This is a genomic window from Acidiphilium multivorum AIU301 (assembly GCF_000202835.1).
In the GTDB taxonomy this organism is placed as follows: Bacteria; Pseudomonadota; Alphaproteobacteria; order Acetobacterales; family Acetobacteraceae; genus Acidiphilium; species Acidiphilium multivorum.
In genome coordinates, this window is sequence record NC_015186.1 from 2,552,976 (window position 1) to 2,575,192 (window position 22,217).

The following is a 22,217-nucleotide window of genomic DNA, read 5'->3' on the forward strand; positions in this document are numbered from 1 at the left end:
GCCAGCCCGCGTTCAGGCGCTCGCCGCCAGGGCGGGCGCGGCGGCCGGATCGAACGGACGATCGGGCACCCGCCCCGTCATCCGCAGCCAGTCCGTCACGCCCGCGGCGGGAATCGGACGGCTGAACAGATACCCCTGAACGCTGCCGACGCCCCGCTCCACCAGGTTGCGGTTCTGTTCCGGCGTCTCGACGCCTTCGGCCGTCACCTGCAGCCCGAGCGCGCGGGCGATCGAGAGGATCGCCTCGATCGTCGCATAGCCGTTGCGCCCGGCGTCGCGCACGAAGGACTGGTCGATCTTGATCACGTCGATCGGCAGGTTGCCGAGGAAGGACAGCGACGAGAAGCCGGTGCCGAAATCGTCGAGCAGGATTCCCACGCCCATCTGCCGCAGCCTGTCGAACAGCGGCGCCGACCGGTCGGCGTCGTGCAGGAACATCGTCTCGGTGATTTCGATCTTCAGGCGCGATGGCGGCAGACCCGAAACCGCCAGCGCGTGCTCGACGTCATCGAGCAGGCTGCCGACCAGCACATGCGAGACCGAGATGTTGACGGTGACGGCGATCGAGGGGTCCGGCCAGCCGGTCGCCGCGCGGCACGCCTCTTCCAGCACCCAGCGGCCGATCCGCTCGATCTGCCCGCTCTGCTCGGCGACCGGGATGAACGTCGCCGGGCTGACCGCGCCGCGCACGGGGTGATTCCAGCGCAGCAGCGCCTCGAACGCCGTGCAGGCGCCGGTCCGCGCGTCGATGATCGGCTGGAACACCAGGCGGAACTGATCGCCCTTGATGGCGTCCCGCAGGCCCTGTTCGAGGTCGTAGCGATCCGCCATGTCATCGGCGAGAACCGGGTCGAAGCGCTTGGCCCGGCTCTTGCCCTCGCGCTTCGCCGCATACATCGCGACATCGGCGGCGCGGATCACGCTGTCGGCGGTATCGCCATTGTCGGGATAGAGCGCCACCCCCACCGAGGCCTCGACCCGGCAGACATCCGCGCCCACCGTGATCGGCGTCTTGATCGCCTCGATCAGCCGCTCGGCATGGCGGAGCGCCTCCTCGCCGCCGCAGTCCGGCAGGGCGACGAGGAACTCGTCGCCGCCCCACCGCGCGACGTCCCCCGTCGCGCCGATCACCCGGGCGACGCGCTCGGCGGTTTGCCGCAGAACCTGGTCCCCCATCTCGTGGCCGCGCAGGTCGTTGATCTGCTTGAAGCTGTCGAGATCGATGAACAGCAGCGCGACCCGGCCGGGCGCCCCCACCGAACCCTCCGCGCGCCCGGCGAGGCGGGCGGTGAAGGTCGGGCGGTTGTAGAGCCCGGTCAGCGGATCGGTCGAGGCGAGCCGGCTCAGGGCCGCCGCGTAGCGCTCGCGCTCGGCCACCTCGTGCGCGAGCTGGGCGGTCCGCTCGCACACCCGGCGCTCCAGGCTCTCGTTGGCGTCCGCGAGGTCGCTCTTCATCGCTTCGAGATGAACCCTCTCCTGCTCGGAGCGCAGCGTCAGCACCTGGTTCGTGCGCATCAGGCGCAAGCCGCGCAGCACCGTCCGCGACGTGGTCCGGGCGAAGAAGAACGACGAGATGTAGCCGACGATGCCGATCACCGCGAATTTCTGCCCGCCCGGCTGATACGCGATCAGGGTCTCCGCAACCCCCGGCAGCAGGACGGCGGTGCAATAGGTCACGATCAGCGGAAAGCTGGCGCTCAGGACGGTGACGCTCCCCCCCGCCATGCCGAAACACACCATGAACGCATACGCCCGCTCGACGACGGCGAGATGCGGAAAGAAGAAGATCGGGAAACTGCCGAGCAGCAGGGCCAGGGTCGACGTGCCGAGCCCGAAGCGGCGGATCATCTTCCGGCCGTCGAAAGGCTTCCGGCGGACCCGGGGAAACAGGATGAAGATGTCGACGGAGCGGATCGCGGAAACGAGGACGATGGCGGCGAACCAGGCCAGCAGGGCGGACCACTCGCCCGGCGCCTGCACGAGGAGGATGAGCAGGAACGACACCGCGACCGTGACGAACACGCTGCCGCCGCCCAACGAATAGAGCAGTTCGGCACGATCCCTCTCGATCAGCTCCTCCAGTTCGGGATCGGCTGTTTCGTCAGGCTCTGATCGCTTGGGCTTACGCATGTGAATTCCCGACAGGGGATCGGCTTGACGATCCGGCGCCATACTCGCGGACCGGCGGCCCCCCTTGCGGCGCCCGCCACTCCCTCCCGCGCCTTAAGCACGGCAATTCTTAATGGATCGTTATGAAATCCCGGGGCATATCAGGGATGACCTGCCCGCTGACCGGCCGCTCGAAGCGCGTCTCCGGCCGGAACACCCACATCCCGCGTCCTGCCGGATTGCCGTCCGATCGGTGGTAGTTTAACGATAAATCTCAACTTGGGAGAGGTGGGCCTCTTTTGCTATGCCGATGATAGCGCAACCAACGGCCGCCCGGCCGCAAGAGCAAAATTTGATCCCGACGCCACGTCAATACGGAGGAAACCGATGAGTTCAAGCACAGGAGCGGCGGAGGTGGGCATGACCCGCTGGTTCCGCCTCATTCCCATCGCGATGATCGTCTACATCATCTCGTTCATGGACCGCACCAACATCGCCTACGCCTTTTCGGGAATCGGCCACGATTTCCACATCACCAAGGCGGACGAAGGCACCGCGGGCGGCATCTTCTTCGTCGGCTACGTGCTGCTGCAGATTCCCGGCGGCTGGCTGGCCGAACACTGGTCCGCCAAGAAATTCGTCGCCATCATGATCTGCTTCTGGGGGCTGATGGCGCTGGCCTGCGGGCTCGCGCAGAATTTCACCCAGCTCGTGATCTTCAGGTTCCTTCTCGGCGTCGCCGAGGGCGGGATCTGGCCGGCCACGCTGGTGCTGCTGTCGCACTGGTTCCCCGTGCAGGAGCGCGCCCGCGCCTACGGCTTCTGGATCGCCAACCTGGCGATCTCGTCGATCATCACCCAGCCGCTGTCGGGCTTCATCGTCGCCGGCTCGGACTGGCGCACGCTCTTCTTCGTCGAAGGCGCGCTGCCCTTCATCATCGCGCTGCCGCTCTGGCTGATCTTCATCAAGGACCGGCCCGAAGACGCCCATTGGTGCCTGCCCGCCGAGCGCGACTACATCAACCGCTCGCTCGCCCAGGACCGCGCCAACGAACCCGAGCCGGGACCGTTCAGCGACATCTTCAAGTCGGCGACGGTGTGGCGCCTCGTGGTGGTCTATTTCCTCGTGCAGGTCGGCTTCTACGGGCTGAACATGTGGATGCCCACCCTGCTCAAGTCCCTCACCCATGCGGGCTTCGGCGCGGTCGGCCTGATCGCGACACTGCCCTACGTGGTCGCGGGGCTGATGCTCTGGTTCAACGGCTGGTGGGCGGACACCAACCGCCGCTACTCCCGCCACGTCTTCCTGCCCATGACGCTGGCGGCCGTCAGCCTCATCCTGTCGGTGACGGTCGGCGAGGGCATGATCCTGCTGTCCATCTTCTTCCTCTGCCTCGCGATGGGCGGCGCGATGTCCTATGACGGCCCGTTCTGGGCGGCCGCCTCGCGCACGCTGCCCGTCGCCCTCGTCGGCGGCGCCATGGGGCTGATCAACGCGCTCGGCAATCTCGGCGGCTATCTCGGGCCGTTCCTGGGCGGCTATCTCCAGGACAAGACGCACAATTTCTACGCCACGGCGATCCTCTTCGCCATCTCGCTGTTCGCCGCCGGCCTCGTGATGCTGACGATCAGGGTCCGCGAAACGGCCCCGACCGTGCACGGCCCCGCGGTCAGCCCCGCCGAATGAGCCAGTGTCCCGGACACTGGAAAACGATAAGAACAATAGTCTAGCACCAAGCTGACGAAGGCACCGGCCGGTTCCACCCGCGCCGGTGCCACCTCGTCCATCCCCGAACGCCCCTGAACGCGGTCCATCAACACGGCGGACGAACGCCGGACATGACGCGGCGTTCGCCGCCACCGGCCGCACCCTTCCGGACCACCCGGGCCGCCGGGGGCCAGCGCGCCGGCTCATAGGCTTATGCACAAATGCGATTTGCCGCCGCCCCGGCGTGCTGACTAACGTCCGGTGTCCACTGGAGGTCACCGATGCCGGATACGCCCCTGCGCAACCGCCTCTCCGCGCTTCTCGCCCAGCGTCCGCCCCGGCACACGCTGCCGCAGGCCTTCTACACCGATCCCGAGATCTTCGAGTTCGACCTGCGCGAGATCTACGGCCGCAGCTGGCTGCTCATCGGGCTGGAAACCGAGATCCCCGACCCCGGCAGCTATCTCGCGATGACCATCGGCCGCTCGCCGATCCTCCTGCTCCGCGGGCAGGACGGCGTGCTGCGCGGCTTCTTCAACACCTGCCGCCATCGCGGCGCGCAGATCCTGGCCGATGGCTGCGGCCACGCGCAGCGCCTGCTCTGCCCCTATCACCAGTGGATGTATGACGACACCGGCGCCCTGCGCGGCGCCGGCCGCATGCCGCGCGAGTTCGACAAGTCCGCCCACGGTCTGAACCCGATCCATGTCCGCACCGTCGCCGGCACCGTCTATGTCTGCCTCGCCGCCGAGCCGCCCGAATTCGACGCCTTCCACGACCATCTCGCGCCGATGCTCGCCGGCCACGATCTCGGCAACGCCAAGCTCGCCGCCGAATGCACGCTGTTCGAGCGCGGCAACTGGAAGCTGGTGATGGAGAACGCGCGCGAGTGCTATCACTGCGGCGCCGGCCATCCCGAGCTCGCCCGCTCCTTCCCGACCGACGTGCGCGGCAATTTCAGCACCGCCGGCATGGTCGACCTGCCCGGCTTCATCGCGCGGATGGAGGCGCTCGGCCTGCCCTCCGCCGCGGTGCAGGGCGAATGGTGGCAGGCCTCGCGCTTCCCGCTGCGCGACGGCAACGTGTCGATGACGATGGACGGCACGCCCTGCGTCGCCAAGCCGCTCTGCCACGTCAACGGCGGCGATGTCGGCTCGCTGCGCTGGGCGCTGGAGCCGCACTGCTTCGCCCATGCGGTGGGCGATTTCCTCATCATCTTCTCCGCCCTGCCGCTCGCGCCGCAGGAAACCCTGGTCGTCGCCAAGTGGTATGTCCACAAGGATGCCGAGGAAGGCGTCGACTACACGCGGGACGGGCTGATGCATGTCTGGAACGAGACCAACCTGCAGGACCGCGCGCTGGTCGAGCTGAACCAGCGCGGCGTCAACTCGCTCGGCTACGTGCCCGGCCCCTACAGCGAGGCGTCGGAGAGTCTCGCCATCGGCTTTACCGACTGGTACGTGAACAGCGTTTCCCGCCGCATCGGCGCGGCGGCGCCGGTCCAGAAGCTGGTCGACGCCTGACGTGGCGGGGCGGCGCGTCGAGACCATCGCGGTCGGCCACGGCTACGATCCGGCGAGGCATAACGGGGCGGCGAAACCGCCCGTCTACATGAGCTCCACCTTCGTCTATCGCGACGCCGCGCACGCCCGCTCGGCGCATGAGGGCTACGCCGCCGGCCGCGCCCCCGACGCGGGCGACGCCGAGGGCTACATCTACGCCCGGCTCGACCATCCGAACCTGCAGATGCTGCAGGCGCGCATGGCGGCGCTGGACGGCGCGGAAGCCTGTGCGGCGTTCGGTTCCGGCATGGCGGCGGTGGCCACCGCGCTGCTCTCGCTGGTCCGCCCGGGCGACTCGGTGCTGCACACGAGCCCGCTCTATGGCGGGACCGACGGGCTGCTGACCGGCGTGATGGCGCCCGAACTCGGCGTCCGCCCCGTCGCCATCGCCGACGCGCTGGACGAGGGGTCGGTGCGCGAGGCCGCGGCCGCGGCGCTGGCGCGCGGCCCGCTCGCCGCGGTCTGGATCGAGACGCCCTCCAACCCGCTCGCCGGCCTGGCCGACATCGCGCTGATCGCCCGCGTCGCGCGCGAGGCCGCCGCCGGCCAGGCCCGGCCGCCCGTCGTCATCGTCGACAACACCTTCCTCGGCCCCACCCTGCAGGCGCCGCTCCGCCACGGCGCCGATCTGTGCATGACCTCGCTGACCAAATATGCCGGCGGCCATAGCGACCTGCTGGGCGGCGCCATCTCCGGGGCCACGGCGCTGGTCGAGCCGCTGCGCAAGCGGCGCACGCTGATGGGCACCCATCTCGACCCGCATGGCAGCTGGCTGCTGCTGCGCTCGATCGAGACGATGGGCCTGCGCGTCGAGCGGGCGGGGCAGAACGCCGCCACCGTGGCGCGCTTCCTCGCCGCGCATCCCAAGGTCTCGCGCGTCACCTGGGCCGGCTTCGCCGATCCGGCGAGCCCGGCCGGCGCCCTGCTGCGCCGCCAGTGCGACGGCGCCGGCCCCACCTTCGCCTTCGATGTCGCGGGCGGCGAGGCGTCCTGCTTCCGCCTGCTCGACGCGCTCCGGGTGTTCCGCCTCGCGGTCAGCCTCGGCGGCACCGAATCGCTGATCTGCCACCCGGCGACGACGACGCATTTCTCCGTCCCGCCCGAACGCCGCGCCGCCGCCGGCGTCACCGACGGCACCATCCGCATCTCGGTCGGCATCGAGCACGAGGCCGACCTCATCGAAGACCTCGCCCAGGCGCTGGAAAAGGCATGAGCATGGACACGACGCTGCCGCCGCACGGCATGGCCGACCCGAAATCCGCGGTGGGCAAATTCCCCGCCCCCGAACAGATGGTCGACGTGCTGGTGGTCGGCGCCGGCCCGGCGGGCCTCGCCGCGGCGCTGGAGGCGGCGCGCTCCGGCGCCTCGGTCCTGCTGGTGGACGAGCATCCGGTGCCGGTCGGCCTCGCCGGGCTCGACGTGCCCTATCTCTTCGGCGGCCGCGCCGGCGCCGCCCTCGCCAACCCGGCGCGCATGGTCGAGCGGGTCGCCGCCGCCACCCCCGGCCTCGTCGAAGCGTATGACGCCGGCGTCGAGGTCCTGCTCGGCGTCTCCGCCTGGGGCGCCTGGGTCGAGCGGCCGGGCCTCGCCGTGCTGCCCTGCAGCCTGGCGGGGCTTTCGGACGGCAGCCGCTCGTGGATGTGCGGCTTCCGCCGCCTCGTCGTCGCCGCCGGCGCGCGCGACCTCGTGCTCTCCTTCCGCGATGCCGACCAGCCGGGTGTGATGGGCGCGCGGGGCCTGGCCGCGCTGCTGACCCGCTACGACGCGTTCGAGGGCCGCGAGATCGTCATCCTCGGCACCGGCCGCCTCGCGCTGGACACCGCGCTGCTCGCCCTCGATCGCGGCATCGCCGTGCCGGCGCTGGTCGAGGCCGCTGCCGCACCCGTCGGCCCGGCGCCGATGGTCGAGGCCGTGCGTTCGCGCGGCGTCGAGATCCTCTGCGGCCATGTCCCGCTCGCGGCGGTGGCCTCGCCCGCCGGCGTCGCCGGGCTCGATGTCGTCCCCGTGGCCGGCGGCCCGGCCCGGCGCCTCGACTGCGACACGGTCTGCCTCGCCATCGGCCTCGTGCCGGCGGTCGAACTGCTCGACGTCGCCGGCGCGCGCCTCGTCATGGACGCGGCGCGCGGCGGCTACGTCCCGGTGCTGGACGATGCCGGGCGAAGCACCGCGCCCGGCGTCGTCGCGGCGGGCGACTGCGCCGGCATCGCCGACGATCCGGGGCTCGACTACCGGATGGGCTGGATGCGCGCGCTGCTCGCCACCGGCGGCGCCGACGCGCCCGCCTGCCTGTGCGAGGAGGTGACGCGAGCCGACGTCTTCGCCCTCAACCCGCCGCGCTATCTCGGCCCGCCGCCCCCGGCGATGGCGGCGCGCGACTATGCCGCGCTGCTGCGCGACGGCCCGCCGGACCACGACCAGATGAAGCGCCTCACCCGCGTCTCGATGGGCCCCTGCCAGGCCCGCCGCTGCCGCGAGCAGGTGGCGATGCTGATGGCGATCGGCGCCGGCCTGCCCGCCGCGTCCATCGGCCTCGCCGGCTACCGCGCCCCGGTCCGCCCGCTGCCGCTTTCCGCCCTCGCCGGCGGCGGCGACGACGAGGCGGGGTGGGACGTATGGTTCGGCATCCTGAGCCAGTGGGTGCCCTACGCCGCCATCGGCACCGAGCGCGAGGACGCCTGGCGCGCCGGGAGCATGCACCTGTGAGCGCCGTGGCGAACGGCGCCTCGGTCGTCATCGTCGGCGCCGGCGTCACCGGCCTGTCGGCGGCGTTCTGGCTGGCGCGCGACGGCGTCGACGTGCTCGTGCTCGACAAGGGCGTGGTCGGCTACGAGGCCTCGAGCCGCAACGGCGGCGGCTGCACCCACTACCAGAGCCCGCTCTTCCACGAGGAGCAGCGCCTCTGGCCGCGGATGGACGAGCTGCTCGGCTACCCCACCGAATGGCGCGGCGAGCGGATCGTCATCGCGGTGACCGAGGCGCAGCTCGCCCGCTACCACCGCATCCAGGGCATCGTCGGCGAGCTCGGCTACCGGGTCGACCTGCTCGACCCGCGGCAGGTGCGCGACGCCGTGCCGCTCGCCGGCGCCAATCTCGGCGGCGTGCACATCCGCACCGGCGGCCAGGCAAACCCGCAGCGCACCGTGCAGGCCTATGCCTGGGCGGCGCAGGATCATGGCGCGCGCATCCTCCAGCACACCCCCGCCCTCGGCATCGCGATGGCCGGCGGTCGCGCCGTCGGCGTCCGCACGGCGGCGGGCGTGATCGGCTGCGACCAGCTGGTGATCGCCGCCGGCCCGCAATCCGACCGCCTCGCCCGCGACGCCGGGCTCGACCTGCCGCTCGCCCCGGCCCGCGCCGAGATGATCGTCACCGAGGCGCTGCCGCCGATGCCGCTCGGCGGCGTCGACGGCAACGGGCTCTACGGGCGGCAGACCCTGCGCGGCAACCTCGCCTATGGCGGCGGCTGGCACGAATGGCTCGACGCCGTGCCGGCGGACAACCCGCTTCCCCGCCCCTCGACGCCGACGATCCGCCCTCTCGCCCGCCGCCTCGCCGAGCTCTTCCCGAAGGCGGCGCACGCGCGGGTCATCCGCTCCTGGGCCGGCATCGTCGAGAACACGCCCGATGGCCGGCCCGTGCTCGACCGCCCGGCCGATCCCGGCAACGTGACGGTGGCGACGATGTCGAGCGTCGGCTTCGGCCTCTCGCCCGCCACCGGCCGCGCCCTGCGCGACATCGTGGTGGAGGGGCGCTGCACCTTCGCCGATCTCGGCAAGCTCTCCCTCGCCCGCTTCCGCGACCTCGACCCCGACTGGCGGCGCCGTCAGGGATGGTTCACCCCGGCCGCCGCCCCGGCGCGCGAGGAGATGCCGGCATGAGCGCGCCGCGCGTGCTGGTGGTCGGCGGCGGCATCGCCGGCCTCTCCGCCGCCTGGGGGCTCAGCCGGCGCGGCTTCGCGGTCGAGCTGTTCGAACAGGGCCCGCTGCCCAACCCCCGCGCCTCCTCGCATGACGAGCACCGCATCATCCGCCACGCCTATGGCGAGCTGGAGGGCTACGCCCACATGATGCCCGCCGCCTTCCGCCTGTGGGAGGCGCTCTGGGCGGAAACCGGCGCGCGCCATTACGACGACCTGCCGGTGATCTACTTCATGCGCGGCGAAACCGCCTGGTACGAGCCCACCCGCCGCTCGCTCGACCGTCTCGGCATCGCCCACGCGGAGATCCCGCTGGCCGAGATCCCCGCCCGCTTCCCGATGATCGAGCCCGCCGGCCTCACCCGCGTGATGCGGACGGCGGGCGGCGGCATCCTCTACCCCGTCCGCATCCTGACCGATCTCGTGAAGCTGCTCGGCCGGCGCGGCGTCGCGCTGCACGCCAACACCAGGGTCGAGGCGATCGACGCCGAGGCCGGCACGATCCGCACCGCCGCCGGCACGGTGCGCGGCGACGCCGTCATCGTCGCCGCCGGCGCCTGGGCGGCGCGGCTGGTCCCCTCGCTCGCGGCGGCGGCGGTGCCCTCGCGCCAGGCGGTGATGTTCCTCGCCCCGCCGCCCGAGCTCGAAGCCGCCTGGGCCGCCGCCCCGGTGATGATCGATCTCGGCGAGGAAAGCGGCACCTACACCCTGCCGCCGCGCGCCGGCACGCGGCTGAAAATCGGCGATCACCGCTTCACCCGCGCCGGCGACCCCGACGGCGACCGCGCCGGCACCGACGAGGACGTCGCCCGCCTGCTCGATGCCGCGTCCCGCGCCTGGCGCGGCTTCGATCGCTACACCGTGCTGGAGCGCAAGGCCTGCTTCTATACGGTGACCGAGGACGAGCGCTTCATCCTCCGCCGCGAGGGCGCGCGCGCCTGGCTGTGCAGCGCCTGCTCCGGCCACGGCTTCAAGCTCGGCGTGCTGATGGGCGACGCGGTGGCCGGCGCCGTCGCCGGCGAGCGCGACGCGGCGTCCCTCACCCGCTGGGCCGCCGGGCTCGACATCCCGGACTGAGTCACCCTACGGCGCGGCCGCCGCCCGCAGCAGCGGCGGCGGCTCCGGCCGCGCGCAATGCTCGATCATCCAGGTGCGGAACAGCGCGAGGATCGGGTCCGCCATGTCCTCCGGCCGCATCGTCAGGAAATAGCCGTAGCCCTCCTCCGCCGGCTCCGGATACGGCACCACGAGCCGCCCCGCGGCGATCTCCTGCGCGAACAGCACGAGGTCGATCAGCGCCACCCCGCCGCCCGTCATCGCATAGCCGGTGGCCGCGCTCGCGGTCTCGAAGGCGAGGCCGCGATCGGTGTCCACCTCCAGCCCGCGCTGGCGGATGTAGCTCGCCCACATCAGCCCCCGCGCCTGGCCCTGGAGCTTCACGTGCAGCAGCTCGGTGTCGCGCAGGAACCGCTCCAGCGTCTTGCCCTCGTGCTCGCGGGCGATCTCCGGCGCGCAGGCCGGGGCGACATGGATCATCCACAGCAGGTCGGTGACCGACTGCCCCGCCTGCGGCCGGTCGTACACCACGGCGATGTCCGGCTCCTCCCGCGGCCAGCCGGTCACGTAGGAGGAGGCGACGTCGATGATGATGTCGGGATATTCCCGGCGGAACGATTTCAGCGCCGGCAGCCCCACCTGCTGGAGGAAGCTCGGCGGCATGTGCACGCGCAGCGTGCGCAGGTGGCGGTCGCGGCCGCGGTTGCGGATGATCTCGTTCATCTCGCGCTCGATGCCGTCGAAGCCGCGGCTGATCGCCGGCAGCAGCCGCCGCCCGGCCTCGGTGGTCTCCAGCCCGTGCGGATGGCGGATCAGCAGCGGGCAGCCGAGCAGCGCCTCCAGCGTCTGCACGTGCCGGCTGAGTGCCGATTGCGAGACGTTGAGCGCATGGCCGCCGGCGGTGAAGCTGGAATGCCGGCCGACCGCCTCGAAGGCGCGCAGGGCGTTGAGCGGCAGCCAGCGTCGGTTGATCGGCGATTTGTCTGTCATGCCACGACCATGCGGATCGTCAGGTTGCCTCTCTAACGAATCGCGCGCAAGGGGTGCCACGCCCGCCGGCCGCTACGCCCCGCGCCGCCCCAGCGCGTCGCGCGGGATGTGGCAGCGGATCGCGTGATCGCCGATCGTCTCCAGCGCCGGCTCCGTCGTCTCGCACACCGCGCCGAGCTTGCGCGGGCAGCGGGTGTGGAACGCGCAGCCCTGCGGCGGGTTGAGCGGGCTCGGGATCTCGCCCGCGAGCCGGATCCGCCCGCTGCGCCCGCCCGGGGTCGCCACCGCCGAGAGCAGCGCCTCGGTATAGGGGTGGTGCGGGCCGGAAAACACCGCCTCCGCCGGGCCGAGTTCCATGATCCGCCCGAGATAGAGCACCGCGATCCGGTCGGAGATGTAACGGACCACGCCGAGATCGTGCGAGATGAAGATGTAGCTCACCTGCCGCTCGCGCTGCAGGTCGGCGAGCAGGTTGAGGATCGCCGCCTGCACCGAGACGTCGAGGGCCGAGGTCGGCTCGTCGCAGATGATCACGCGCGGCTCGCCGGCAAAGGCGCGGGCGATGGCGACGCGCTGCTTCAGCCCGCCCGAAAGCTGGCGCGGCCGCATCGCGAGATGCCGCTCGGTCAGCCGCACCGCCGCCACCAGCTCGGCGAGTCGCGCCTCGGCCTGCCCCGGCGCCAGCCCCGCCAGCCGCCGCAGCGCCCGGCCGATCAGGTGGCGCACGCTGTGCGCGCGGTTCAGCGCCGAATCCGGGTTCTGGAAGACGATCTGCAACGCCTTGCGCTGGGCATCGCTCCGCCCCGCCGCCTCCGGCGCGGCGAGTTCCCCGGCAAGCTCCACCCGGCTCGCCGCATCCGGGCGGACGAGGCCGAGCAGCAGCCGCGCCAGCGTCGTCTTGCCGCTGCCGCTCTCGCCGACGATGCCGAGCGTCTCCCCCCGCCCGAGCGTGAGCGACACCTCGCCGAGCGCGCGCAGCGCCCGCCCGCCGATCGCGAAGGTCTTGGAAAGATTCTCCGCCCGCAGCACGGTCTCCGCCGGGGCGGCCTCCGGCGGCGCCAGTGCGGCGGCGGGCGCGTCCGCCAGCGTGCCCGCGCGTTGCCAGTGATGGCAGCGCGTCGTCTGCTCCCCCTCGCGGTGCGGCGGCGGCGGGCGGGTCCGGCAGGTCTGATCGGCCAGGTCGCAGCGCGGCGCGAACACGCAGCCGGGAACCATCGCCCCCGGCGGCGGCAGGAAGCCGGGAATCGTGTCGAGCCGCGACGTCACCTTGTTCCGCCCCGGCGCCGGCAGGCAGCGCAGCAGCCGGATCGTGTAGGGATGCAGCGGCCGCTCCAGCAGCCGCGCGGCACCGCCCTGCTCCACCAGGCTGCCGGCATAGAGCACGCCGATCCGGTCGCACATCTGCTCGATCACGCCGAGATTGTGGCTGATGAACAGCACCGAGGTGCCGTGCACCGCCCGCAGCGTGGCGATCAGGTCGAGCACCTCGGCCTCGACCGTGGCGTCGAGCGCCGTGGTCGGCTCGTCGAGCACCAGCAGCGCCGGGTCCTTCGCCAGCGCCATGGCGATCACCACCCGCTGCAGCATCCCGCCCGAGAGCTCGTGCGGATAGGCGGCAAGCACCCGCCCCGGCGCTGCGATCCGCACCTGGTCGAGCGCCTCGCGCGAGCGCGCCCCGGCCGCCGCCCCGGCGATGCCGAGCAGCTCGAACGCCTCGCGCAGCTGCACCCCGATGGTCAGCGCCGGGTTCAGCGCGCGGCTCGCGTCCTGATACACCATCGAGACCCGGCGCGCCCTGAGCCGCCGCAGCGCTCCGGCGTCGAGGCGGGCGAGATCCTCGCCGCCGATGCGGATGCTGCCCGCCCGCACCCGCCCGTTGCGCGGCAGCGCGCCGAGGGCGGCCAGCGCCGCGGTCGACTTGCCGCACCCCGATTCGCCGACCAGGCCGAACGACTCCCCCGGCGCGATCGAGAACGACACGCCGCGCAGCACCGCGAGTTCCTGCCCCCGCGTGCGATAGGCGACCTCGAGCCCCTCCACCGCCAGGGCCGGGGTCGCCGCGGTGGCGCCGTCCCGCTCCGTGCCGGCCAGCACCGCGCTCATTCCAGCGCCGCCTGCACGCCGTCGGCGACGAGGTTCACGCCGACCACGAGCGAGGCGATGGCGATGGCGTCGAACACCACGGTCCACCAGTAGCCGCCGGTGATCATGGCGTAGTTCTGCGAGATCGCCAGCCCCCAGTCGGCCGAGGGCGGCTGGATGCCGAAGCCGAGAAAGCTGAGCGAGGCGACGGTGAAGATCGCGTAGCCGAGCCGCACCGTGGCCTCCACCAGGATCGGCGGCAGCACGTTGGGCAGGATCTCGACGAACATGATGTGCGCCGCCCCCTCCCCGCGCAGCTCCGCGGCGGCGACGTAGTCCAGCTCGCGCTCCGCGATCACCGCGGCGCGCACCGTGCGCGAGATCAGCGGCGCGAAGATCAGCCCGATGACGATCACCACCGTCGGCGTCGACGGGCCGAGCGCGACGAGCGCCAGCAGGGCGACGATGATCAGCGGCAGCGCCAGCAGCACCTCGATCAGCCGGCTCAGCACGGTGTCGATCAGCCCGCCGAAATAGCCGGTGACCAGCCCGATCGAGGTGCCGAGCACGGTGCCGAGCAGCGTGGCCAGCGGTGCCACCGAAAGGATCGAGCGCGAGCCGACGATGACGCGCGAGAAGATGTCGCGGCCGAGCTGGTCGGTGCCGAACGGATGCGCGAGGCTCGGCGGCGCCAGCGTGTGCATCAGGCTGTCGTGATAGGGGTTCCAGGGCACGATCCACGGGCCGAACAGCGCGCAGATGGTCCAGAACAGCACGATGCCGATGCCCGCCCGCGCGCTGCCCGAGCCGAGGATCAGCCGCGCCCGCCCGGCGGCCGCTTCCGGCATCGCCGCCTCGGCGCCGCTCATTTCGCCGCCCCGCGATGCAGCCGCGGATTGAGCATGATCAGCAGCATGTCGGCGGCGACGGTGACCAGCACATACACCGCGCCGATGACGAGAATCCCCGCCTCCAGCATCGGGAAATCCTTGTTCCGCGCGGCGGTCAGGATCAGGCTGCCGATGCCCTGGTAGCGGAACAGCGTCTCCACGATCACCAGCCCGCCGACGAGATAGCCGACCTGGGTGGCCACCACGGTGATCGTCGGCGGCAGCGCGTTGCGCAGCACGTGCCGCACGATCACGGTCCGCCTTGGCAGGCCCTTCAGCGTCGCCGTGCGCGCGTAATCCGACTCCAGCGCCTCGATCGTCCCCGCCCTGGCCATCCGCGCGATATAGCCGAACAGCACGAACACCAGCGGCAGCGCCGGCAGGATCAGGTGATGGATCTGCCCCAGCGCCCCGGCATGGCGCGGCGCCGTCGCGGTCACCGGCAGCGCCCGCAGCCAGATGCCGAGGATCAGGATCAGCACGATCGAGGAGACGAATTCCGGAATCACCGTCATCGACAGGCCGGTGAGGCTGATCGCCCGGTCGATCCGCGAGCGCGCGTGGATCGCCGCATACACCCCGGCGCCGATCGACAGCGGCACGACGATGACGAAGGCGATGGCCGCGAGCTTCAGCGAGTTGAGCAGCGCCGGCACCACGAAGCTCGCCACCGGCCGGCGGAACGCGTAGGACTCGCCCATGTTCCCGGCGGCGAACCGGCTGATCCAGTGCCAGTACTGCACCGGCACCGGCAGGTTGGTGCCGAGCTGGCGGTCGAGGGCGGCGACCGCGACGGGGCTCGCCAGCGGCCCGAGGATCGCCCGGCCGACATTGCCGGGCAGCAGCTGCGCCCCGGCGAAGACGACCATGCTCAGCAGCAGCAGCGTCACGAGGCCGAGCATCAGCCGCCCCGCGAGCAGGCCGAGCAGCCGCCGCGCCATGCCCTACGCCACCGTGGCGTGCTGCAGGAACACCTGCGACATCCCGGTCACCACCACCCCGCTGACGGTCTTTTTCGTGGCCGCGAGGTAGTTGTAGAAATACGCGAAGATGATCGGCGTCTCGTCGAGCAGCAGCCGCTCGATCCGCCCGGAATATTCGCGCTGGCGCGTGAGGTCGACGGTGGCGATGTAATCGGCCACCAGCTTGTCGTAGGTCTTGTTGTTGAAATGCGCGGCGTTCCACGAACCGCCCGATTCCAGCGGCGCGGTGAGAAACACGTTGGGCACGCCACGATGGCCGTAATCGGTGATTCCCATGGTGGAATCGAGCCAGTCCGAATTGCCGAACGTTGCCTTTCCGTAATAGGCGGCGCTGGTCTCGATCTTGAGGTTGATCTTCAGCCCGATCTCCGCCGCGGCGTTCTGGATCAGCACGGCATAGTCGGGGATTTCCTGCACCTGCTCGGTGGTCAGCGTCACCTCGGCGCCATGTGCGAGCCCGGCCTCCGCCATCAGGTGCTTCGCCCGCGCGATCTGCCGGTGCCGCTGCGGCACGCTCGTGTTGGTCGAGGGATAGATCGGCGCGAACGGGCTGTCATTGCCGAGGTCGGAAAGCCCGCCGAACAGCGCGTGCACGATGCCCGGCCGGTTCAGCGTCAGCGCCACCGCCTGGCGCACCCGCTTGTCGGTGAAGGGCGGCTTGTCGCAGCGCATGTGCACCTCGCGATGGTTCGAGGAGCGGATGTTGAGGATCTTCACCGAAGGGTCGTGCAGCAGCCCCTGCGCGCCCTGCACCACGATCTGCTGGATCACGTCGACCTGCCCGCCCTGCAGCGCCAGCACCTGCGATTGCTGGTTGCTGTAGAAGCCGAACTCGGTCCGCGCCGGCATCACCTTGCCGCCCCACCAGGCGCTACGGCATTCACGGATTTTACTTGCGCAGGTAGCTTGCGCCTGATTCTCCATGATTTTGAGGCTGATGGAGAAGATGGTGGCGTTACGTGCTGGAGATTTGGGTTACTTCGGAGATGCGCGACGTGCGGCGATGGGCAGCACGCTGGTTGAACGGGTGGTGGAGACCGGGTCTCTGGTCATCCGCAAGCTTGGTGGCACACGAGCGCGGGAGATTGCGATCCATCGCTTCCTGTCAGCCCCGTCGGTCACGTGTGCGGAGATGGTGGAGACGCTGGCGGATCGCACGGCCGCTGCCTGCCGGGGGCGTCGGATTGTGGCCGCGCAGGACACGACGGAGATCAATTTTTCCGGCCGTGAGGCGCGTCGCCGTGGGCTTGGACCGGCCGGTGATGGGGTATCGGCGGGATTTTTCCTGCATCCGGTGATCGCCATCGACAGTGAGACGGAGGCGGTGCTCGGCCTGGTGGACGCGAAGATCTGGACCCGTTCGGATGAGTTCGATGCGACCCCTGCACGCGAGCGGGCGCTGGAAGACAAGGAGAGCATGCGGTGGCTGGACGGTGCTGCGCGCGCCGCCGGGCGTCTGAGCGGTGCCGCCTCGGTCGTGGTCGTGGCCGACCGCGAGAGTGACATCTATGCGGGCTTTGCCAGGCGTCCGGCATCGGTCGACCTGATCGTCCGTGCCGCCCAGGATCGTGTTCTGGATGACGGTCGCCGCCTGTTCACCGCCCCGGCAGCCTGGCCCGAACTGACCCGGACCTCGGTTCGTGTCGCCCCCTCGCGCACCGGCGTCGCCGCACGGATCGCAACCGTGGCGCTGCGGGCTGGAACAGTGACGATCCGCAGGCCGCGCCATGCCAGCGACACGGAAGGGCCAGAGCATCTGTCCCTGACCATGGTCGAGGCGCGCGAGGTTGACGGGAATGGCGAAAGCGTCCCGCTCTTGTGGCGCCTGCTGACCACGATCGAGACCATCGACGCAGACGGTGCCGCCGAAATCGTACGCCTCTACCGGCTGAGATGGAGAATCGAGGAAGTGTTCCGGTCTTTGAAAAGTGACGGTCTCAGGCTTGAAGAAACCCAGATGCAAGATGCCGGACGGCTGTTCAAGCTGGCCCTGATCGGCCTCGCCGCTGCGACCCGCACCGTACAACTCGTCGATGCCCGCGACGGCAGCAACCGGCCGGCAACCGATGTCATCGATCCCGGATTACTCCCGGCCGCCGATGCCATTGCCCCCACTCTCGAAGGCAAGACGCCGCGACAGAAAAACCCCCATCCACCCCGATCCCTCGCATGGCTCGCCTGGATCATCGCCCGCCTCGGCGGCTGGAATTGCTACTACAAGCCGCCAGGACCAAAGACCATGCGCGCAGGGTGGGCACGCTTCGCTTCTATGGCCACAGGCTTCTTCATCGCAGCTCAGTCAAATCCGTGAATCCCGTAGCCACCAGGCGGGGTTGCGCACGAAGCTCGCGCCGCGCCCCGGCGTGTAGGCGTCGAGCCGGAACGGCCCGGTGCCATCGAAGGTCTTCTCGTAATCCGCGGCGACCGATCCCTTCGGCAGGATGATCGCGTTGTAATTGTCCGAGGAGACGAGATAGGCGAAATTCCCGTTCGGCGCTTCGAGATGGAACGCGACGGTATGATCGTCGACCTTCACCACCCCCTCCGGCTTCAGCACGCCCTTGAAGGTGGAAAGCGCGTTGGAGCCGTTCTTCGGGTCGGCGAGGCGGGCGAGCGAATAGACCACGTCATCCGCCGTCATCGTGCCGCCGCTGTGGAATTTCACCCCCTTGCGCAGCGTGAACGTCCACACCCTGCCATCCCGGCTCGACTTCCACGACGTCGCCAGCATCGGCTCCAGCCGCAGCGTCTTCGGATTGTCGAACAGCAGGAATTCGCCCGCCTGCTGCAACATGCACAGGCTGCCGGTATCCCCGGCGACGACGGGGTTGATCGCGGTCGACGGCGCGGTGATGGAGACGCGGATGGTCGCACCCTCCCCGCCCGCGGCCAGCGCCCGCCCCGGCGCCTCGCCGATCATGCCGCCGAGCAGGGCGGCGGAAATCCCGTAGGCGCTGCCATGCCGCAGCAGCCCCCGGCGGTCGATCCGCCCGGCCAGGAACTCGTCGATCACGTGATTTTGCAGCTCGTCGAGCCCTGAACGCGCCTGCTGGTTCGGCAGTCTGAACTTCATGTCCCCGTTCTCCGTTCCGTTATCCCGCGCGGCGCGCCGCCGCGCGAGGCGCGAAAAACCCTGCCCGCGCCGTTGTTTTTTTCAAATCTCCCTGTCATCGGGCAGTCTGGCGTGAAATATAGTCAAGTTCAATTGATTTTTTGTCATAGGGTCGGCTCTCCCCGACCGTCCGCACTATCGCCGGTTCCGCCGTGACTGCCCACCGTTTATTCCATTACAGTTTCGTTTCAGAAAATCATCCCGCGAAAACACCGATGAGCTTGACGCCCCGCCGCACCCCGCCCACCGTCCCTCGCCGCGGCCCGCGCCGGCCGGTCATGCCCGCGCCCGCCGCCCTGCCGACGAGGATCGTCCCCGCCATGATCCGCCGCACCGCCGCCTGCCTGCGCCTGATCGCCGCCCTCGCCCTTTCCGCCGGCCTCGCCGCCTGCGCGGCGCGCGCGCCCACGCCATCCGCCACCGCCCGCGCCCGGATCGTCACCGACGGATATTTCCGCATCGCCGCCTCGCCCGCGCCGCGGGAGACCATCGGCCTGCCCTATCGCGACTGGCTGCCGCCCGGCCGGCCGCGCGCCGTCGTCCTCGCCCTGCACGGCTTCGAGGACAGCCGCAACGCCTGGTCCACGCTCGGCCCCGTGCTCGCCGCGGATGGCATCGCGGTCTACGCCCCCGACCAGCGCGGCTTCGGCGCCGCGCCCGGGCGCGGGCGCTGGCCCGGCACCGCCGCCCTGGTCTCCGACGCGCGGCAGATGGCCGCCATCCTCCACCGCCGCGACCCCTTCATTCCCCTGACGCTGATGGGCGAGAGCATGGGCGGCGCCATCGCGATCATCGTCGCCGCCGCCGGCGATCCCGCCATTTCATCCTATGTCGCGATCGCCCCCGCCGTCTGGGGTGCCGCGACGTTTCCGCTGCCGCTGCACTGGGTGGTGGCCGCCGCCGGCACGCTCGCCCCCCGCCTGCGCCTGACCGGCCGGAGCCTGCACCTGCGCCTCAGCGACAATCTCGCCGCCCTCCGCGCGCTCGCCGCCGACCCGCTGACCCTCCACGCCGCCCCGCTCGGCATGCTCGCCGGCATGGTGCGGATGATGGGCGCGGCCCAGCGCGACTGCGCCCGCCTCGCCGCGCCCCGCGTCCTGCTGATGTATGGCGGGCATGACGATGTCATCCCGCCGCACGCCACCGCCGCCTGCTGGCGCGCCATTCCGCGCGGCGCCCGCGCAACCCTCGCCTGGTATCCCGCCGACGATCACCTGATGCTGCTCGACCATGAACGCCGCACCCCGATCGGCGACATCCTGTCCTTCCTCCGCCACAAGCGCCGCCCGCTCCCCTCCGCCGCCGCGACCGACGCGATGATCTTCCTCGCCGAGCACTGACGCGCCGGCCCGCTTGCGCCGCCGATCATCGTTGCGATGCGGGCCCGAAAGACTTATGCTGTCAGAAAACACGACAGCGCGTCATCGAACCGTCACATATCTCCAGTCGTCACATATCTCCAGTCAAGGCAGCACGAAACACGCTCATGGCTTCGCCGAGGTTCCTGCCCCGCAGCGCGCTGAGCTACGCGTCGGCGGAGATGTCGCTCGCCCGCCGCCTGTTCCTGCTGTCGCTGGAGGCGATGTGCGGCATCTCGCGCGCCAATCGCTGCTATGCCGCCTGGCAGTCGCTGCTGGCCGGAGCGGAAGCGCGGCCGATGAACCGCCTGCTCGAACTTCTCGACATCGCGCTGAACGTGCAGGCGCCGCGCTGGCCGGTCGAGCACCCGCCCGGCCGCCGCCTGGTCATGATCGCGAACCACCCGTTCGGCATCGCCGACGGCATCGCCATCCTCGCCCTCGCCGAGCAGCTCGACCGTCCGGTCCGCATCCTCATCAACAACGACCTGCTGCGCGTCCCCGAGATGGCGCGCTACGCATTGCCGATCGACTTTTCCGAAACGAAGGAGGCGCTGCGCCGGAATCTCGAAAGCCGCAAGGAGGCGCTCGCCTGCCTCGATCGCGGCGAGACGGTGGCGGTCTTCCCGAGCGGCGGCATCGCGACGGCGCGCAACCCGTTCGGCCGCGCCGAGGACCTGCCCTGGAAACTGTTCACCGCGAAGCTGATCCATCTCGCCCGGGCGGATGTGCTGCCGGTCCATTTCCCCGGCCAGAACAGCCCGCTGTTCCACGCGGCGAGCCGGGTGAGCATGTTCCTCCGCCTCTCGCTGATCGTGCCCGAGGCGGTGCGCCGCATCGGCCTTCCGCTCAAGGTGCGGATCGGCGAGGTGATCCCCTACGAGCGCCTCGCCGCCATCACCGACCGCCACGCGCTCACCGCCCTGCTCCAGCTTCACGTCCTCGCCCTCGCCCCGGAACAGGCGCGGCGACTCCGTTAGATTTTCTCACGCCACCGCGGCGGCGAAAAAGCGATTGCCCACCCCCGCCCCTCCATGGTCTTTTGCTCCGCATGAACCTGGCCGCCCGCTTCGCCGCCATCCTCCACGCCCTCTGCGCCGCAGTCGCGAGGCGCGGCGCTAACGGGGCGTTCGTGGGCGAAACGTCGCGGCCCGGCTCGGCCTTCGCCGATCCGCACGCCATGACCGTCCTGCTCTGGTCCCGCCTGCAACGCGCCATCGCCCGCTTCGCCCGCCTCGCCGCCGGCGCCCCGCCGCCGCGCCCGCGCAAACCCCCCGCGCGCCCGGCCCGCGCCCGCAGCGCGCCGGACCTGCCGCGCCGCCGGGGCTGGCTGCTCGCCCCGGTGCCCGAAGCCACCGCCGCCGCCTCGCAACTCCGCGCCTTCCTCGCCGAACCCGAAACCCGCGCCCTCATCGCCGCCGAACCCCGGCTCGGCCGCATCCTCCGCCCGCTCTGCCGCACCCTCGGGATTTTGCTCCCCGCACCGCAATCTTGCCCGCGCCGCCCCCGCGCACCCGGCACCCCGGCCGCCGCCGACCCGCCGACCCGGCCGCACCGCCCGGCCCGGACCGGCCCGCATCCGCGCCCGCCGCGCCGCCCGCGCGCGCCGCCCGCTCCCGCCTGACCCGACAACCGGACGCCTTTCACCCCCGACGGCGAACGCCGCCGGATGCGCCCGCGCGCGCCCATCCCGCGGCTTCGCCGTCATCCTCGCGTTCAGGGATGACGCGGCGCGCGGTTTCCGTCAGGATGCCCGCCATGCCGCCGCCCGACCTGTTCCTCGGCTTCATCGCCGCCGTGACGCTGCTGATGCTCCTGCCGGGGCCGAACGTGATGCTGCTCGTCGGCAACAGCATCTCGCACGGGCGGTCCGCCGGCTTCACCACGCTGGCGGGCACGGCGTCGGCCATGGCGGTGCAGCTCGCGGTCACGGCCTTCGGGCTGACCGCCCTGCTCGCCCATCTGGGCGCCTGGTTCGGCGTCCTGCGCTGGTCCGGGGTCGCGTACCTGCTCTGGATCGGCATCGCCACCTGGCGGCGCCCGCCGGTGGATGCGGCGGCGCCACCGGCCAGCCCGCCCGGGCGGCGCGCCATCTGGGTGCGCGGCTTCGTCGTCTCGCTCACCAACCCGAAGACGCTGTTCTTCTACGGCGCGCTGTTTCCCCAGTTCATCGACCCGGCGCGCCCCGCCTCGTCCCAGGTCGCCGTGCTCGCCGGCAGTTTTCTCGGCCTCGCCCTCGCGATCGACAGTCTCTGGGTGCTGCTCGGCGGCGCGCTGGGCCGGCGCCTCGCCGGCGTCGGGCGGCTGCCGAACCGGATCGGCGGCGGCCTGCTCTGCGGCGCCGCCCTCGGCCTCGCGATCGCCCGCCGCCCCTGAGTCCGTCGATCACTGTCGCGTGAGATCGGCCGATTCGCGGCCGTTCCGGCTGCGCCGCCGCCGCCGCCTTCTTATG

18 protein-coding genes are annotated in these 22,217 nt (G+C 71.1%); 11 read left to right on the forward strand and 7 right to left on the reverse strand.

What is annotated here, in order from left to right; all coding sequences use genetic code 11:
* Positions 1–12 precede the first annotated feature (12 nt).
* Positions 13–2,130: a putative bifunctional diguanylate cyclase/phosphodiesterase gene (locus ACMV_RS11515; RefSeq protein ID WP_231844397.1), complete on the reverse strand. Its 2,118-nt coding sequence runs from the start codon at positions 2,128–2,130 to the stop codon at positions 13–15.
* A gap of 366 nt (positions 2,131–2,496) precedes the next feature.
* Between ACMV_RS11515 and ACMV_RS11520 the strand changes: the two genes are divergently transcribed.
* The 6 genes from ACMV_RS11520 (at position 2,497) to ACMV_RS11545 (ending at position 10,371) form a co-directional block, all read left to right on the forward strand.
* Entirely contained in the window at positions 2,497–3,795 is a 1,299-nt protein-coding gene (locus ACMV_RS11520) for an MFS transporter (protein WP_007423676.1), read from the forward strand.
* 302 nt (positions 3,796–4,097) lie between these two features.
* Positions 4,098–5,339 (forward strand): aromatic ring-hydroxylating oxygenase subunit alpha, encoded by a 1,242-nt coding sequence (locus ACMV_RS11525; RefSeq protein WP_013640527.1) that lies wholly within the window; start codon positions 4,098–4,100, stop codon positions 5,337–5,339.
* Between the two features lies 1 nt (position 5,340).
* Entirely contained in the window at positions 5,341–6,591 is a 1,251-nt protein-coding gene (locus tag ACMV_RS11530; RefSeq protein WP_013640528.1) for a cystathionine gamma-synthase family protein, read from the forward strand.
* The gene (locus ACMV_RS11535) at positions 6,588–8,081 is read left to right on the forward strand and encodes an FAD-dependent oxidoreductase (RefSeq protein ID WP_049796632.1); all 1,494 of its coding nucleotides are present in this window, start codon (positions 6,588–6,590) and stop codon (positions 8,079–8,081) included. Before ACMV_RS11530 ends, ACMV_RS11535 begins: the two co-directional genes overlap by 4 nt.
* On the forward strand, positions 8,078–9,256 hold the full coding sequence (locus ACMV_RS11540; RefSeq protein ID WP_013640530.1) for an NAD(P)/FAD-dependent oxidoreductase: 1,179 nt from the start codon (positions 8,078–8,080) through the stop codon (positions 9,254–9,256). Before ACMV_RS11535 ends, ACMV_RS11540 begins: the two co-directional genes overlap by 4 nt.
* Complete coding sequence (locus ACMV_RS11545; protein ID WP_013640531.1) at positions 9,253–10,371, forward strand: NAD(P)/FAD-dependent oxidoreductase; 1,119 nt, start codon at positions 9,253–9,255, stop codon at positions 10,369–10,371. The genes ACMV_RS11540 and ACMV_RS11545 overlap by 4 nt, the downstream gene beginning before the upstream one ends.
* 6 nt (positions 10,372–10,377) lie before the next feature.
* Here the strand turns inward: ACMV_RS11545 and ACMV_RS11550 are convergent, their stop codons facing one another.
* The 5 genes from ACMV_RS11550 to ACMV_RS11570 form a co-directional block, all read right to left on the reverse strand.
* Entirely contained in the window at positions 10,378–11,340 is a 963-nt protein-coding gene (locus ACMV_RS11550; protein ID WP_007423581.1) for a LysR family transcriptional regulator, read from the reverse strand.
* A 72-nt stretch (positions 11,341–11,412) separates the two neighbouring features.
* Positions 11,413–13,443, reverse strand: coding sequence for an ABC transporter ATP-binding protein (locus tag ACMV_RS11555; protein ID WP_013640532.1), 2,031 nt, complete (start codon positions 13,441–13,443; stop codon positions 11,413–11,415).
* Positions 13,440–14,291: an ABC transporter permease gene (locus tag ACMV_RS11560; protein ID WP_013640533.1), complete on the reverse strand. Its 852-nt coding sequence runs from the start codon at positions 14,289–14,291 to the stop codon at positions 13,440–13,442. The genes ACMV_RS11555 and ACMV_RS11560 overlap by 4 nt, the downstream gene beginning before the upstream one ends.
* Positions 14,288–15,253, reverse strand: coding sequence for an ABC transporter permease (locus ACMV_RS11565; RefSeq protein WP_013640534.1), 966 nt, complete (start codon positions 15,251–15,253; stop codon positions 14,288–14,290). Before ACMV_RS11565 ends, ACMV_RS11560 begins: the two co-directional genes overlap by 4 nt.
* A 3-nt stretch (positions 15,254–15,256) precedes the next feature.
* Positions 15,257–16,219, reverse strand: a complete 963-nt coding sequence (locus tag ACMV_RS11570) for an ABC transporter substrate-binding protein (RefSeq protein ID WP_231844398.1) — start codon at positions 16,217–16,219, stop codon at positions 15,257–15,259.
* On the opposite strand from ACMV_RS11570, the gene ACMV_RS11575 reads away from it, so the two are divergent.
* Positions 16,218–17,606, forward strand: a complete 1,389-nt coding sequence (locus ACMV_RS11575; protein WP_013639304.1) for an IS4 family transposase — start codon at positions 16,218–16,220, stop codon at positions 17,604–17,606. The genes ACMV_RS11570 and ACMV_RS11575 overlap by 2 nt on opposite strands.
* Here ACMV_RS11575 and ACMV_RS11580 read toward each other — a convergent pair.
* Positions 17,595–18,368 carry an ABC transporter substrate-binding protein gene (locus ACMV_RS11580; protein ID WP_013640536.1) on the reverse strand — a complete coding sequence of 258 codons (774 nt, stop codon included), beginning with the start codon at positions 18,366–18,368 and terminating at the stop codon, positions 17,595–17,597. The genes ACMV_RS11575 and ACMV_RS11580 overlap by 12 nt on opposite strands.
* 254 nt (positions 18,369–18,622) lie before the next feature.
* On the opposite strand from ACMV_RS11580, the gene ACMV_RS11585 reads away from it, so the two are divergent.
* From ACMV_RS11585 to ACMV_RS11600, 4 genes are all read left to right on the forward strand, one after another.
* Positions 18,623–19,747 (forward strand): alpha/beta fold hydrolase, encoded by a 1,125-nt coding sequence (locus ACMV_RS11585; RefSeq protein WP_231844399.1) that lies wholly within the window; start codon positions 18,623–18,625, stop codon positions 19,745–19,747.
* A 146-nt stretch (positions 19,748–19,893) separates the two neighbouring features.
* A complete protein-coding gene (locus ACMV_RS11590) occupies positions 19,894–20,745 on the forward strand; it encodes a lysophospholipid acyltransferase family protein (protein ID WP_007424700.1) in 852 nt (283 codons plus the stop codon).
* Positions 20,746–20,816: 71 nt separating this feature from the next.
* A complete protein-coding gene (locus tag ACMV_RS11595) occupies positions 20,817–21,389 on the forward strand; it encodes a hypothetical protein (RefSeq protein WP_013640538.1) in 573 nt (190 codons plus the stop codon).
* Positions 21,390–21,523: 134 nt separating this feature from the next.
* A complete protein-coding gene (locus ACMV_RS11600; RefSeq protein WP_012039801.1) occupies positions 21,524–22,141 on the forward strand; it encodes a LysE family translocator in 618 nt (205 codons plus the stop codon).
* Positions 22,142–22,217: the final 76 nt, after the last annotated feature.

Bases quoted from the DNA above. Each gene is read 5' to 3' on its own strand.
- ACMV_RS11515 (WP_231844397.1), bottom strand. From the start codon at position 2,130: ATGCGTAAGCCCAAGCGATCAGAGCCTGACGAAACAGCCGATCCCGAA.
- ACMV_RS11520 (WP_007423676.1), top strand. From the start codon at position 2,497: ATGAGTTCAAGCACAGGAGCGGCGGAGGTGGGCATGACCCGCTGGTTC.
- ACMV_RS11525 (WP_013640527.1), top strand. From the start codon at position 4,098: ATGCCGGATACGCCCCTGCGCAACCGCCTCTCCGCGCTTCTCGCCCAG.
- ACMV_RS11535 (WP_049796632.1), top strand. From the start codon at position 6,588: ATGAGCATGGACACGACGCTGCCGCCGCACGGCATGGCCGACCCGAAA.
- ACMV_RS11545 (WP_013640531.1), top strand. From the start codon at position 9,253: ATGAGCGCGCCGCGCGTGCTGGTGGTCGGCGGCGGCATCGCCGGCCTC.
- ACMV_RS11550 (WP_007423581.1), bottom strand. From the start codon at position 11,340: ATGACAGACAAATCGCCGATCAACCGACGCTGGCTGCCGCTCAACGCC.
- ACMV_RS11555 (WP_013640532.1), bottom strand. From the start codon at position 13,443: ATGAGCGCGGTGCTGGCCGGCACGGAGCGGGACGGCGCCACCGCGGCG.
- ACMV_RS11560 (WP_013640533.1), bottom strand. From the start codon at position 14,291: ATGAGCGGCGCCGAGGCGGCGATGCCGGAAGCGGCCGCCGGGCGGGCG.
- ACMV_RS11565 (WP_013640534.1), bottom strand. From the start codon at position 15,253: ATGGCGCGGCGGCTGCTCGGCCTGCTCGCGGGGCGGCTGATGCTCGGC.
- ACMV_RS11575 (WP_013639304.1), top strand. From the start codon at position 16,218: ATGATTTTGAGGCTGATGGAGAAGATGGTGGCGTTACGTGCTGGAGAT.
- ACMV_RS11570 (WP_231844398.1), bottom strand. From the start codon at position 16,219: ATGGAGAATCAGGCGCAAGCTACCTGCGCAAGTAAAATCCGTGAATGC.
- ACMV_RS11580 (WP_013640536.1), bottom strand. From the start codon at position 18,368: ATGAAGTTCAGACTGCCGAACCAGCAGGCGCGTTCAGGGCTCGACGAG.
- ACMV_RS11585 (WP_231844399.1), top strand. From the start codon at position 18,623: ATGAGCTTGACGCCCCGCCGCACCCCGCCCACCGTCCCTCGCCGCGGC.
- ACMV_RS11590 (WP_007424700.1), top strand. From the start codon at position 19,894: ATGGCTTCGCCGAGGTTCCTGCCCCGCAGCGCGCTGAGCTACGCGTCG.
- ACMV_RS11595 (WP_013640538.1), top strand. From the start codon at position 20,817: ATGAACCTGGCCGCCCGCTTCGCCGCCATCCTCCACGCCCTCTGCGCC.
- ACMV_RS11600 (WP_012039801.1), top strand. From the start codon at position 21,524: ATGCCGCCGCCCGACCTGTTCCTCGGCTTCATCGCCGCCGTGACGCTG.